Origin of the sequence: Vibrio thalassae, assembly GCF_900089835.1 — a bacterium.
GTDB classification, from domain to species: Bacteria; Pseudomonadota; Gammaproteobacteria; order Enterobacterales; family Vibrionaceae; genus Vibrio; species Vibrio thalassae.
Window position 1 is genome coordinate 103880 of sequence record NZ_OANU01000009.1, and the last position, 13234, is coordinate 117113.

Below are 13234 nucleotides of genomic sequence, written 5' to 3' on the forward strand. Positions count from 1 at the left end.
AGAAGCCAAGGTCATGTGCCTTGGCTTTGTTTTATCTGACAGCGGAAAGATGCTGCTTTCGAACTTTTAACGCGTAGAAGTATGCGAGAACGCCACCTAGTACATTACCTATAGCCACGCCAATAAACATGCCCTCTACGCCATAATAGTGACTTCCTAAAGCGGCAGCAGGGAGGGTGAAAACAAACAGTCTCATCGCACTCCACATAAAAGCTTTATTCGGTTCATGTAAAGCGTTCATACCACTGCCCAGCATCATGATGATACCTTGGAATCCATAGCTGAATGGCACAACGAGTAAGTAATGCCACAGAATATCTCGCACCGCTTGCTCTTGGGAAAACAGCGCCGAGAGAGGAATGCTCAGTGGAACCATCATGGCGAATATAAGGAGCTGGAAAACAATAGAGAATCGCATGCTTAAAAATAGACCTGCGAAGCTACGAGCGGGTTGTTTCGCACCAAAGTTTTGCGACATAAATGGCGTTAGAGCAGAGCTTAACGAAATCAAGACCAAAATAAGTATCGACTCTACACGTTGAGCTGCACCATAAGCAGCAACGGCTGCGGTGCCATGGGATGACAACATCTTCATCAGAATCGCACCTGAAATAGGAGACATGGCGGTCGACAGTCCTGAAGGCGTGCCAATATGCAAGATAGCGACCCAATCTTGCCAGATTTTGGTTGGCTCGAATTTGCCGAGTAGTTTTTCCCGTTTGATGAGGACGAACAATGAGCCACATAGGGCTCCAAGCCACGCGATGCCACTCGCAATGGCTGCGCCTTGAATACCTAACTCAGGGAAAGGCCCGATACCAAAGATTAACAGTGGGTCGAGCACCCCATTGATGAAACCAGATAACATCATGATCTTAGCGGGTGTCTTGGTGTCTCCAGTGGCGCGAATTGCGCTATTGCCTGCCATTGGTATAACGAGCAAAGGCACCGTCAAATACCAAATCACCATATATTCGTGAATCAGTGGAATGATCTCTTCACTTGCCCCAAGCAGTCTAAATAGCGGCTCAATAGTCAGAAGCCCAAAGGCTGAAGCTATGGTGACTAAAACGACCGCGAGAAGTAACCCATGGGTAGCAAACCGAGCGGCATTTTGAGTATTGCCTTGTCCAAGTTGACGGCCAATATTGGTTGAGAGACCCATACCAATACCCATAGTGATGCAATTGACCCCAAAGGTAACGGGGAACGTAAAGCTGATCGCGGCGAGAGCGTGTGTACCAAGCAGAGAAATAAAGAAGGTATCAACGAGGTTGAATGCCAAGATAGCAACCATGCCAAATACCATAGGAACTGTCATGTTTCTAAGGACGGTGGAGATGGGATCAGAAAGTAGACCGTGTTTATCTTGCATGGCATTCTGTGCTGATGAGACAGGCGCCTAGAATACAGCAATTGATGCCTTGGCGCGACAAAGGGTTTGGTGATGAAGGTCATTCACTGCTCAAAGCTCATTTTCGTTATTTTTGTCACACTTTTTTGGCATTCTGCCCTTGGTATTGAAGAAAATGCCCCCAACATATTCAACACAAGGCCTTGAAGGCAATCTAATAAGCTAAATGGAAAATAATCAGGAGAATCGACCGATGAATATCCGTCCTCTACACGACCGAGTTATCGTTGAGCGCCAAGAAGTTGAATCTAAATCTGCTGGCGGCATCGTTCTAACTGGTTCTGCTGCAGAAAAATCGACACGTGGTACTGTTTTGGCTGTGGGCAAAGGCCGCATCCTAGAAAATGGTACTGTTCAGCCATTGGACGTGAAAGTAGGTGATACGGTTATCTTTGCTGAAGGCTACGGCACGAAAACAGAAAAGATCGACGGTAAAGAAGTTCTGATCATGTCTGAAAATGACATCATGGCTATCGTTGAATAATTAAGTAGACGTTGAGTAATTTTTTACTCTAAACAAGCTATCCACTGAATTTAGATAAGGAAATAACAATGGCTGCTAAAGACGTTAAGTTTGGCAACGACGCACGAATCAAAATGCTAGAGGGTGTAAACGTTCTAGCTAACGCGGTAAAAGTAACACTGGGCCCTAAAGGTCGTAACGTAGTATTAGACAAATCTTTTGGTGCACCGACTATCACTAAAGATGGTGTATCTGTAGCGCGTGAAATTGAGCTGGAAGACAAGTTCCAGAACATGGGCGCACAAATGGTTAAAGAAGTTGCTTCTCAAGCCAACGATGCAGCTGGTGACGGAACGACGACGGCAACGGTACTGGCTCAAGCGATCATTTCTGAGGGTCTAAAGGCAGTGGCTGCTGGCATGAACCCAATGGATCTTAAGCGTGGTATCGACAAAGCTGTTGTGGCTGCGGTTGAGGAGCTAAAAGCGCTTTCTGTAGAATGTAAAGACACTAAAGCAATCGCTCAGGTTGGTACTATCTCTGCAAACTCGGACTCTACCGTTGGTAACATCATTGCTGAAGCAATGGAAAAAGTAGGTCGTGATGGCGTTATTACGGTTGAAGAAGGTCAGGCTCTACAAGACGAGTTAGACGTAGTAGAAGGTATGCAATTCGATCGTGGTTACCTATCTCCTTACTTCATCAACAACCAAGAAGCTGGTAGCGTTGATCTAGAGAGCCCGTTCATTCTTCTTATCGATAAGAAAGTTTCGAACATCCGTGAGCTTCTACCAACTCTTGAAGCAGTAGCTAAAGCATCTCGTCCACTGCTTATCATTGCAGAAGACGTAGAAGGCGAAGCGCTAGCAACGCTTGTTGTGAACAACATGCGCGGTATCGTAAAAGTAGCTGCGGTTAAAGCACCTGGTTTCGGTGATCGTCGTAAGTCTATGCTTCAAGACATCGCTATCCTAACTGGCGGTACAGTAATTTCTGAAGAAATCGGTCTAGACCTTGAGAAAGTGACGCTAGAAGATCTAGGTCAAGCTAAGCGTGTAACCATCACTAAAGAAAACTCAACCATCATCGATGGTGCGGGTGAAGAAGCGATGATTCAAGGTCGTGTTGCACAAATTCGTCAACAGATCGAAGAAGCAACGTCTGACTACGATAAAGAGAAACTTCAAGAGCGTGTCGCTAAACTTGCTGGTGGTGTAGCTGTTATCAAAGTTGGTGCTGCAACTGAAGTTGAAATGAAAGAGAAGAAAGACCGAGTTGAAGACGCACTTCACGCTACTCGCGCTGCTGTTGAAGAAGGCGTAGTGGCTGGTGGTGGTGTTGCACTTATCCGTGCTGCATCTAAAGTTGCTGGTCTTGAAGGTGACAACGAAGAGCAAACAGTGGGTATCCGCGTTGCACTTCGCGCAATGGAAGCACCAATTCGTCAAATCACAGCGAACGCAGGTGATGAAGAGTCTGTAGTAGCAAACAACGTGAAAGCGGGTGAAGGTAGCTACGGTTACAATGCTGCAACGGGTGAATATGGCGATATGATTGATATGGGTATTCTAGACCCAACAAAAGTAACGCGTTCTGCACTTCAGTTTGCTGCGTCTGTTGCTGGTCTAATGATCACAACGGAAGCAATGGTAACAGATATTCCTCAGAAAGATGCACCAGCAATGCCTGATATGGGCGGTATGGGTGGCATGCCTGGTATGATGTAGTGCGACAAGCGTCGCACTGACCGTTCCTTAGCATAATATGCTAAGGTGGGCGGAAATATCGATGGATATAACCGCCCTAGCTATCTACCCCGAGGATGTAATTGATAGCACTCTGCCTAGAGCTCCTCGACACTCAACCTTTCGCTGGAAACGGCAATCTTAGGATGAATAAGATTTGAGGCAGTGTATTGCTGCCTCCTATTTACCAGTATTACGGGTTACTCAAACTAATTGAGGTGTTCGTAATCAGCGGGAGACCGCTAGTAAAGGAGATAAGTCTTTGAGTCCACACACTTGTTTAAGTGTGCCTCAATATTAACTAAAGCACTTGGCTTCTTAACCTAGTGGGAGTAATCCTATCTAAGCAACGAGAAGATGCGCTTCAACGGTCAATGTGACTGAAGTCTGTGTTTTGTATTGTCTTACGCTCAATATCAATTTGAGTCGATAAGACCAATTTTGTAGCAAGTTGTAGCCTAGGGATAGTGCGAGTTTGGTAACGAACTGGTGCGAAGCTTCCTGACAATGTACTCCCTTTCGAGGTGCGTTATTCGTGTGAGCGAATAGGGCAGATATCGGTAATGACAACCGATTGAGAGGCTAGGCTTGGTTATAAGGTTAACGGATGTGAACTGTTGATAAACAACGTGAGCCGGAATGAGCGAAACGTCATTGCTTGCAGAAAACAACTCAGGTTGGCTTCTGCATGACGCTCTGACCAAAAGGTATGTGGACAGGTTATTCCTTTTACATCTGGGAATACGCTACTGTTGTGCCACCGTTGGATAGACAGAACCTAAGTAACTATCTGTACAAACACAGGAACTTGGTAAGCCCAATTATCCGCCCTAGTGGCAGGTGACCCGCAAGGGAAGCTGTTGGGTAAGTGGGTATGGGAACGATGGAAAAAGCGAATGCTTGACTGTATAGAGGGAGATATTAAAGGGTGTTTTGATTTCATAAGTCACGACTGGTTAATCGCCAATATTCCTATGGATAACGTGATTCTCAAGAAGTGGCTTAAAGCTGGATTCATGGAATCTGGGAGTTGGAATCCTACGGAAGCAGGTACACCACAAGGAGGAATAATATCTCCTGTACTTGCGAACATGGCATTAGATGGACTGGAAGCGGTACTTGAATCCCACTTTGGGAAGAAGAACACCAAAGCCAGTTACAAAACTAAGGTCAACTATGTGCGTTATGCGGATGACTTTGTAATCACTGGCATCTCGAAAGAGTTATTAGAGGATGAAGTTCTCCCTCTCGTTGAAGCCTTCATGGCGGAGCGAGGACAGTCTCTATCGAAAGAGAAGACACTCATTACTCACATTGAAAAGGGGTTCGACTTTTTAGGTCAGAATGTACGTAAGTATGACGGCAAGCTCTTAGTTAAACCGTCGAAGAAAAACGTTAAAACATTCTTGAGCAACATACGAGACTATCTCAACAGCCACAAAACGGCTCCAGCGAGTGCAATTATTGCCAAGCTGAATCCGATGATCCGAGGATGGTGCAATTACCACCGATGGGTCTGTGCAAGTGAGGCATTCAAGTATGTAGATTTCCGTATCTGGAAAATGCTTTGGCGTTGGTGTCGAAGAATACACAAGAACCGACGTAAACGCTGGGTTAAAGATAAATACTTTAGAACAGTGGGAGGAAGGAGTTGGGTATTCAGCGCACCAAGACCGAAAGGCGAAGATGGTTACTATCGTTTGACTTACGCAACGCAAGTAAAAATCGAAAGGCATGTGAAAATTATCGCTACAGCCAACTGTTACTTACCAGAGGATGAACAGTACTTTGAAAGTCTAACGACTAGAAGACTGAAGAAATCTTTAGGAGGTAACTTGAGGCTCTGGAGAATTGCTGAAAGGCAGGACTTCAAGTGTGCGGTATGCCATCAGCAGTTTGGCTCTGAGGATGAATGGGATGTTCACCATATCATTCGACGAGTCGATGGTGGCAATGACAATAGCTCAAATCTGATGATGTTGCATGTTAATTGTCATAGGCAAATCCATAGTGTAGCGTAGCCAAAACACTTAATTTGTGATTAGTAGCTGGCTTGTATTGATTACGAGCTTATAAAGGCTTGAGCCGTATGCGGGGAAACTCGCACGTACGGTTCTTAGGGGGCGGTGGTACAGTAATGTACTGCTGCTACCCGCCATTCGCATCAGAATGTTCTGACAAGCCGAAGGGAAACCTTCGGCTTTTTTGTATCTGGTTCAATAATAACCAAGTAATTTGTGAGAATGTTGCTGAATATGACATTTCACTGACAAATTGTATGGTTGTCCTTTTTAGCATCGTTTAAACTTATCGTTCGACAACAAGAAAATGTCAATGGAGACAAGATAATGAAAAAAGTCATTTCAGCCCTAGCAGTGGCAGCAGCGGTAACTTCACCAATGGCGTTAGCAGACAGCACGCCAGTTATGTTCTCATCACTAAACGGCTTTAACGCACCTGATGCAAATGCAGTTGGTGGTGTTCGTTTAGCAGTGCTTCATGGTCAAGTGAATGAAGTAAAAGGTGTCGACTTCTCTGTTCTAGGTATGTCTGAAACTCAACGTACAACAGGTGTGAACTTCGGTCTATTCTTCGGTGCGTCTAAAGTCACTCAAGAGATGAAAGGTGCTTCTTTAGGTATCTTCAACTGGAATACAGGTTCAACAACGGGTGTTAACCTTGGTGCGGTTAACGTAACTAACGACGTGAAAGGTCTGAACTGGAGTGCAGTGAACTACTCTGAAGGCTATACAATGGCTGACATCGGTCTTGCTAGCTTCTCAAACAAGTCTAACTTCCAGTTTGGTTTCTTCAACAAAACCAACACTATCGACGGTGTTCAGATTGGTCTGATCAACTGTGCAGATAACGGTTTCTTCAAGTGCTTCCCAATCATCAACTTCGCGAAGTAATTTGAATTGATTCGTCAAAAAAGCCCTGCCTAATCAGGGCTTTTTTATTTTCTCATTCGATGGCGATTCTGCATGGTTTGATGAACGCCACGGCGTAAGCTTTTAAAGCTGCTTTCAATCTTATCTACGCCCAATAGGACCGTTAATGCCAAAACAGTTAGAATGATCGATTCTTTTTGGTGACCGAGTCCAATCATCATTCCTAGCCCTGCCAAAACCCAGATAACGGCTGCTGAGGTTACGCCATGAATTTTCCCGTCTTGAGCCATCATTACCCCCGCCCCTAAAAAGCCAACGCCAGTAATGATCTGTCCCAGAACCCGAGCTTGATCGAGGGTGTTAGGAGATAATGAAACCGCCATGGACATAAAGAGATAAGTGCCTGAAACAATCAAGATCGCAGTACGAATGCCAACGGGTTTTCCGCGTGTTTGACGCTCCAGACCGACTAACGCCCCATTGAGCATACAGGCGCCAAGTGCAGACCATGAAAACGGTCCTAGATCGAGCAGTTGCGAATTGAATAACTGTGTCAGTTCCACATTACCTCCTAAAAAGCGCAGTATCTGACGATTATAGCGCCTGAGCGAACAAAAATATTTTGTCGAGACGAAAAAGCTTACTCGAGATGCAAATCCAATGGTGTTTTGCTGGCTCTACCGCCTTCTTCTCGCGTCAGTTTAGGGACTAAATACCCAGATACTTGTTTAATCAGTCCTTGAATGATGGCTTTGGCTTCGTCATCGCTAATAAAGAAGTGTGCTGCACCTTGAACCTTATCCAACACGTGAAGGTAATAAGGCAATATGCCCGCAGAAAACAGCGCATGACTGAGCTCAAACTGAGCATCAACAGAATCATTGACACCTTTTAGCAGCACTCCTTGGTTCAACAATGTTGTGCCTGTGTCCTTAATACGTGCCATTGAGGCAGAGAATTCAGAATTCACTTCATTAGCGTGGTTGATATGCGTTACCAAAATGGTATTTAGTCGAGTCTGTTTGAGAAGCTGACATAACTCTTCTGTAATGCGTTTTGGGATCACCACAGGTAATCTGGAGTGAATGCGAAGTGTTTTTAAATGATGAATAGATTCTGCTTTTTGAACAAGCCATGCTAACTCAGAATCTTTGGCCATCAGTGGATCGCCGCCTGACAAAATGATCTCGTCGATCTCTGGATGAGCCGCAATATAGTCGAGTGCGACTTGCCAGTTAGCTTTACCGCCTTTGTTATCTTCGTAGGGGAAATGGCGACGAAAGCAGTAGCGACAATTCACCGCGCAGCCACCCTTAACAATCAGCAGTGCGCGATTGTGATATTTGTGCAGTAACCCAGGTACAGCTGCGTCCTGTTCTTCTAAGGGATCTTCTGAGTACCCAGCGTGGACTTCAAACTCTTGGCTTAACGGTAAAACTTGTCTTAAGAGAGGATCGTGTGGGTTGCCTTTTTCCATACGATCGACAAAGCTTTGTGGAACACGCATTGGGAAAAGGCGTCGAGCGGTTAAACCTTTTTCCCACGGAGTCGCATCAATTTCTAGCTGCTTCAGCAGTTCATAAGGGTCTGAGATCGCATTCGATAGCTGTTTGAGCCAGTTTTGCTCAACAGAAACAAGATTTCGGGTTATGATAGGCGACATTAAATTTTAACTCGAAGAACACTAAGAGGATACAATGGCTACTGTTAGCACGAATGAATTTAAAGGCGGCCTTAAATTAATGCTGGATAACGAGCCTTGCGTAATTCTAGAAAACGAATACGTGAAGCCAGGTAAAGGTCAGGCATTCAACCGCGTAAAAATTCGTAAGCTACTGTCTGGTAAAGTTCTAGAGAAAACCTTCAAGTCTGGTGAAACTGTTGAAGTTGCTGACGTGATGGACATCGATCTAGATTACCTATACACAGATGGTGAATTCTACCACTTTATGAACAGCGAAACATTCGAACAAATCGCTGCTGAAGTTAAAGCTGTTGGCGAAAACGCGAAATGGTTAGTAGAAAACAACACTTGTATGATTACTCTGTGGAATGGTAACCCAATTACCGTGACTCCGCCTAACTTTGTTGAGTTAGAAGTAACTGAAACCGATCCAGGTCTAAAAGGTGATACGCAGGGTACTGGTGGTAAGCCAGCAACACTAACAACAGGTGCTGTTGTACGTGTACCGCTATTCATCCAAATCGGTGAAGTGATTAAAGTTGATACTCGTACAGGTGAGTACGTAGGCCGCGTTAAGTAAGCTTACTCTTTGCTGTATGAAGAAAAGGTCGCTTAGGCGACCTTTTTTAATGGAAGAGGTATTACTCTTGTGGTCGCCAGCTTAAAGCACTAGCTACAGTGCCAAGTGCTAAGGTGTCCATTTCTGCTTTAGGCAGATTGGCTAAGGTTTGTAAGGTAATAGCACCGTTGATTTGTGCTGCGGCGACCTCGACACTACCACGGCTAAAACTATAACCAAGTGGGTTATCGACACTCATCATCAACCCTTCACCATCGTGGATGGATTCCACGTTAAAATGGGTACTGTCTAAGCGAATGAAGCCAGTTTCTTTTTTAGCTGTCGACAAACTAATAGCTTCCGACTTTCTGGCCATTTGATACTCACCAACCGACTTACCATTTTCGCTGATCTCACAAACATAGGGACCGTTACCACCGAACGAGAAGCTGCCAAGATCCACACTGGTACCGCCACCACTACAAACGAGCGTCCAAGTTTTACCGTTGTCCTTGCGGGTCACCTCTGCAACCATCTCTCCTTCTTTGGTATTAATAGTATTGAACCAAGAGCTAGTGGAAGCACTGCGCGAGTATTTACCTTGATACAATCCGGCAAGATCAAAACTGCCCTCAGGACCAAAGCCCCAAAATGTACCATCCGTTTTAAGCATCAGTTTTGGTTGAGCTGCCACGGCATCTGATGTGGTCATATTAACCGTAGAACCACACCCAAAAAGTGCACTAGAAATAAGCAGTGCGCAAATAGACTTCTTCATTGTTACATCTCTTTTTTATTATCAAGCGGCGCGGATTATATAGAGAGAGTTGGGTTCTGCGTGTAAGCATTTGTCTTCTTAAATGCTGAGTCACAAAAATACTGGCAATAAAAAAAGGCAGCGATATCGCTGCCTTTGAGGTTTGTGTCTGTTGCTTAGAGCATAAAGATGAATATAACAGATAAGGCGCTGATTAAACCAGCAAAGAAGTAGCAAGCAATTTTTCCTGCCACACCCGCATGGATTTTCAGATCGTGCATACCGTGATGTAGGCGATGCATTGCATGCCACATCGGAAGTGCTAATGTCGCTATGATGAATAGTGCGCCAATGATGCTTGTAGCAAAATCTGCGACACGTTCATAACTCATTGCTTCTGGGCTAATAATGCCCATTGGCACTAGAATACCAAGCACAAGTACCGTTACTGGTGTAATCATGGCAAACCAGGTACCACCCGCACCAAATAGTCCCCACCATACTGGTTCGTCAGAGCGTTTTGGGTTTTGATTAATCACGATTCACTCCTTATACAATGATGAGAACAACTAGCGAGATAGCGGCAACCGCAGCCCACTGAGCAAGAACGATGGTTTTCTTTTCAACGACCTTTCCTTTCAGCTTGATTGGCATAACTTGCGGCATCATGCTAAAGAAAGTTTGAGCGTGGAATAGACTGCCTGCTAGGGCCACGATATTAATCGCGATGACGATAGGGTTGGCCATAAACTCCAGCCAACCTTGCCACGCTTCAGGGCCTTTCACTAATGCACCCAAACCAAAAGTCAGGAAGATCGTGAATAGAATAAGAGGCAGTACCGTCGCTTCACGCAACATGTAGAAGCGATAGAATGGATGGTTTTTCCACCACGTGCGTTTGATTTCACGAACATAAGGTTTTCTGTTACTCATTCTACGCCTCCTGTGGTTTTAGCATTGCGATGACGAAGTCTTTAGAAGACTCCACTTTACCTTGGTTAACCGCTGCTGCTGGATCAACGTTCTTCGGACAGACTTCAGAGCAGTAACCGACGAAGGTACAGCCCCAAGCCCCGTTTGCACCGTTGATCATCTTCATACGCTCTGCGGCACCATTGTCACGGCTATCAAGGTTATAGCGATGCGCAAGTGTCAGAGCTGCTGGACCGATAAACTCTGGGTTTAGACCAAACTGAGGGCAGGCCGCGTAGCAGAGGCCGCAGTTAATGCAGCCAGCAAACTGCTTATACTTCGCCATTTGCTCAGGTGTTTGGATATTGGTGCCATCCTCAGGCTTGCGATCATTACCGATAATATAAGGCTTGATGGCTTCAAGGCGTTCGATAAACGGCGTCATATCGACAATCAGGTCTTTCTCGATAGGGAAGTTAGCCAAAGGCTCGATCTTCAGACCATTTTGGTGGTCACGAAGGAAGCTCTTACAAGCCAACTTAGGTACACCGTTGACCATGATGCCGCACGAACCACAAATCGCCATACGGCAAGACCAGCGGTAAGACAGATCTTTATCGAGGTGGTCTTTGATGTAACCAATCGCATCAAGTACAGACATGGTCTCATCAAACGGAACTTCAAATGTTTGGAAGTAAGGTTCTGAGTCCTTCTCTGGGTCATAACGCAGGATCTCAACTTTCTGAATACGATTAGCTGACATTATGCTTGCTCCTCCGCACTGTTCTCTTGAGATGCTTTCGCTTCTGCCGCGGCAGCTTTTTCTGCTGCTTCACCGTACAAGCGTGCTTTAGGTTGCGATTTCGTTATCTTCACATCGCTGTAATCGATGCTTGGTGCGCTGTCTTCTTGGAAGAAGGCCAAAGAGTGTTTCAGGAAGTTCACGTCATCACGTTCAGTACAACCATCGTCTAAACGTTGGTGTGCGCCACGTGATTCTTTACGTAGGATAGCGGAGTGAACCATAGCTTCTGCAACTTCGAGGCCATAGCCCACTTCAATGGCATAAAGGAGATCCGTGTTGAACACTTTACCTTTATCTTTGATGCTGATTTTCTTATAGCGCTGTTTGAGCTCGGCGATCTTTTCAAGCGTAGCTTGCATCAGATCTTCTTGACGATAGATACCGCAGCCCGCTTCCATGGTGTGACCCATTTCGGTACGGATTTCAGCCCAGTTTTCATCGCCTTCTTGGTTCATGAGTGCTGCAATGCGAGCTTCAACCGCTTCAACTTGTTGCGCGATAGCCGCGTCATCCCAGCCTTTAAAAGCTTTCGCACGTTCAACAGCTTGTTCACCAGCCACGCGACCAAAGACTACGAATTCAGCGAGAGAGTTAGACCCTAAGCGGTTGGCGCCGTGTAGGCCAACAGATGCACACTCGCCGACAGCAAATAGACCTTGAATGCGTGTTTCACACTGCCCATTGGTTTCGATACCACCCATAGTGTAGTGAACAGTTGGACGAATTGGGATTGGCTCTTTCGCTGGGTCAACGTTCACGTAGGCTTTAGCAAGCTCACAGATAAATGGTAAACGCTCTTGCAAGTACTCTTCACCAAGATGGCGGAGGTCTAGATGCACAACGTCACCAAGTGGGTGTTTGATGGTGTTGCCTTTCTGTTGTTCGTGCCAGAAAGCTTGGGAAACTTTGTCACGAGGACCCAGTTCCATATATTTGTTTTTCGGTTGGCCAACTGGTGTTTCTGGACCCATGCCGTAGTCTTGCAGATAGCGGTAGCCATTCTTGTTGACGATGATCCCACCTTCACCACGACAACCTTCTGTCATCAGGATGCCAGTACCTGGAAGGCCGGTTGGGTGATACTGAACAAACTCCATATCACGTAGCGGTACACCATGACGATAAGCCATCGCCATACCGTCGCCTGTTACGATACCACCGTTGGTATTACAGTGATAAACGCGGCCCGCACCACCTGTTGCTAGTACAACAGATTTGGCTTTAATCGTAACCAGTTCACCTTCAGACATATGAATAGCAATAAGACCTTGAACCTCGCCCTCAACGACAAGTAGGTCAACCACAAAGTATTCGTCAAATCGTTTGATTTGCTCATACTTCATCGAAGTCTGGAACAGAGTGTGTAGCATATGGAAGCCGGTTTTATCAGCGGCAAACCATGTACGTTCAACCTTCATACCACCGAAACGACGAACGTTAACCTCGCCATTTTCCTTACGGCTCCATGGGCAGCCCCATTGCTCCATTTGGATCATTTCACGTGTGGCATTTTCTACGAAATATTCAACAACATCCTGTTCACAAAGCCAGTCGCCACCACCAACGGTATCGTTGAAGTGGTTATCTAAGCTATCTTCATCCTTGATTACAGCTGCAGAACCACCTTCTGCTGCCACGGTATGTGAACGCATCGGGTAGACTTTAGAAATCAGAGCCACTTCCATTTCTGGGTTTGCTTCTGCTGCTGCAATGGCAGTACGAAGACCGGCGCCGCCTGCGCCGATGACTGCGATATCTGTGGTAATTGTTTTCACAGTTATCCTCCAGTGTGTGAGTGCGAGTGAGCTCGCGAGTTATAATTAAATGCTTTAGTAAGCTTTTATAGAGTAAGGTTTTATATTAGATAAGCTGTATGGCAAAAAAATTGACTGAGTTAGGTTTTTGCTCCGGAAATGCAAAGTGAAGCATAGTATTTATATGATGTGTGATTAAAATCACGCGTTATTGAGTAGAAATCGTCACAGTCGTATAATTATCAATAAA

At 45.5% G+C, this 13234-nt stretch carries 12 protein-coding genes and 1 pseudogene; 5 read left to right on the plus strand and 8 right to left on the minus strand.

Annotation, left to right across the window (positions count from 1 at the left end; all coding sequences use genetic code 11):
* Window positions 1-31 precede the first annotated feature (31 nt).
* On the minus strand, window positions 32-1375 hold the full coding sequence (locus VTH8203_RS05495) for an MATE family efflux transporter (protein ID WP_096992762.1): 1344 nt from the start codon (window positions 1373-1375) through the stop codon (window positions 32-34).
* Window positions 1376-1607: 232 nt separating this feature from the next.
* On the opposite strand from VTH8203_RS05495, the gene VTH8203_RS05500 reads away from it, so the two are divergent.
* From VTH8203_RS05500 to VTH8203_RS05515, 4 genes and pseudogenes are all read left to right on the plus strand, one after another.
* The gene (locus tag VTH8203_RS05500) at window positions 1608-1898 is read left to right on the plus strand and encodes a co-chaperone GroES (protein ID WP_031493033.1); all 291 of its coding nucleotides are present in this window, start codon (window positions 1608-1610) and stop codon (window positions 1896-1898) included.
* 68 nt (window positions 1899-1966) lie between these two features.
* Complete coding sequence (gene groL, locus VTH8203_RS05505; RefSeq protein WP_096992763.1) at window positions 1967-3604, plus strand: chaperonin GroEL; 1638 nt, start codon at window positions 1967-1969, stop codon at window positions 3602-3604.
* A gap of 926 nt (window positions 3605-4530) precedes the next feature.
* Window positions 4531-5643: pseudogene (locus VTH8203_RS05510) on the plus strand (reverse transcriptase domain-containing protein); the annotation flags it as partial.
* A 327-nt stretch (window positions 5644-5970) separates the two neighbouring features.
* Window positions 5971-6534, plus strand: coding sequence for a VC2662 family protein (locus VTH8203_RS05515; protein ID WP_096992764.1), 564 nt, complete (start codon window positions 5971-5973; stop codon window positions 6532-6534).
* A 44-nt stretch (window positions 6535-6578) separates the two neighbouring features.
* On the opposite strand, the gene VTH8203_RS05520 is transcribed toward VTH8203_RS05515, so the two are convergent.
* Together VTH8203_RS05520 and epmB are read right to left on the minus strand one after the other, a co-directional pair.
* Entirely contained in the window at window positions 6579-7001 is a 423-nt protein-coding gene (locus tag VTH8203_RS05520) for an MgtC/SapB family protein (protein WP_244181150.1), read from the minus strand.
* Window positions 7002-7153: 152 nt separating this feature from the next.
* Window positions 7154-8176 carry an EF-P beta-lysylation protein EpmB gene (gene epmB, locus VTH8203_RS05525; protein ID WP_096992765.1) on the minus strand — a complete coding sequence of 341 codons (1023 nt, stop codon included), beginning with the start codon at window positions 8174-8176 and terminating at the stop codon, window positions 7154-7156.
* Window positions 8177-8210: 34 nt separating this feature from the next.
* On the opposite strand from epmB, the gene efp reads away from it, so the two are divergent.
* Window positions 8211-8777, plus strand: a complete 567-nt coding sequence (gene efp / locus VTH8203_RS05530; protein WP_096992766.1) for an elongation factor P — start codon at window positions 8211-8213, stop codon at window positions 8775-8777.
* A 61-nt stretch (window positions 8778-8838) separates the two neighbouring features.
* Here the strand turns inward: efp and VTH8203_RS05535 are convergent, their stop codons facing one another.
* The 5 genes from VTH8203_RS05535 to frdA form a co-directional block, all read right to left on the minus strand.
* Window positions 8839-9534: a VV20781 family protein gene (locus VTH8203_RS05535; protein WP_096992767.1), complete on the minus strand. Its 696-nt coding sequence runs from the start codon at window positions 9532-9534 to the stop codon at window positions 8839-8841.
* A gap of 155 nt (window positions 9535-9689) precedes the next feature.
* Window positions 9690-10052, minus strand: a complete 363-nt coding sequence (gene frdD, locus VTH8203_RS05540; protein ID WP_096992768.1) for a fumarate reductase subunit FrdD — start codon at window positions 10050-10052, stop codon at window positions 9690-9692.
* 10 nt (window positions 10053-10062) lie between these two features.
* Entirely contained in the window at window positions 10063-10446 is a 384-nt protein-coding gene (gene frdC / locus VTH8203_RS05545; protein ID WP_096992769.1) for a fumarate reductase subunit FrdC, read from the minus strand.
* 1 nt (window position 10447) lies between these two features.
* Window positions 10448-11188, minus strand: a complete 741-nt coding sequence (locus tag VTH8203_RS05550; protein WP_096992770.1) for a succinate dehydrogenase/fumarate reductase iron-sulfur subunit — start codon at window positions 11186-11188, stop codon at window positions 10448-10450.
* Entirely contained in the window at window positions 11188-13005 is a 1818-nt protein-coding gene (gene frdA / locus VTH8203_RS05555; RefSeq protein WP_096992771.1) for a fumarate reductase (quinol) flavoprotein subunit, read from the minus strand. The genes VTH8203_RS05550 and frdA overlap by 1 nt, the downstream gene beginning before the upstream one ends.
* Between the last annotated feature and the right edge of the window lie 229 nt (window positions 13006-13234).

Excerpts from the sequence above, each read along its gene's own strand:
- VTH8203_RS05495 (WP_096992762.1), bottom strand. The coding sequence starts at position 1,375 with ATGCAAGATAAACACGGTCTACTTTCTGATCCCATCTCCACCGTCCTT.
- VTH8203_RS05500 (WP_031493033.1), top strand. The coding sequence starts at position 1,608 with ATGAATATCCGTCCTCTACACGACCGAGTTATCGTTGAGCGCCAAGAA.
- groL (WP_096992763.1), top strand. The coding sequence starts at position 1,967 with ATGGCTGCTAAAGACGTTAAGTTTGGCAACGACGCACGAATCAAAATG.
- VTH8203_RS05515 (WP_096992764.1), top strand. The coding sequence starts at position 5,971 with ATGAAAAAAGTCATTTCAGCCCTAGCAGTGGCAGCAGCGGTAACTTCA.
- VTH8203_RS05520 (WP_244181150.1), bottom strand. The coding sequence starts at position 7,001 with ATGCTCAATGGGGCGTTAGTCGGTCTGGAGCGTCAAACACGCGGAAAA.
- epmB (WP_096992765.1), bottom strand. The coding sequence starts at position 8,176 with ATGTCGCCTATCATAACCCGAAATCTTGTTTCTGTTGAGCAAAACTGG.
- efp (WP_096992766.1), top strand. The coding sequence starts at position 8,211 with ATGGCTACTGTTAGCACGAATGAATTTAAAGGCGGCCTTAAATTAATG.
- VTH8203_RS05535 (WP_096992767.1), bottom strand. The coding sequence starts at position 9,534 with ATGAAGAAGTCTATTTGCGCACTGCTTATTTCTAGTGCACTTTTTGGG.
- frdC (WP_096992769.1), bottom strand. The coding sequence starts at position 10,446 with ATGAGTAACAGAAAACCTTATGTTCGTGAAATCAAACGCACGTGGTGG.
- VTH8203_RS05550 (WP_096992770.1), bottom strand. The coding sequence starts at position 11,188 with ATGTCAGCTAATCGTATTCAGAAAGTTGAGATCCTGCGTTATGACCCA.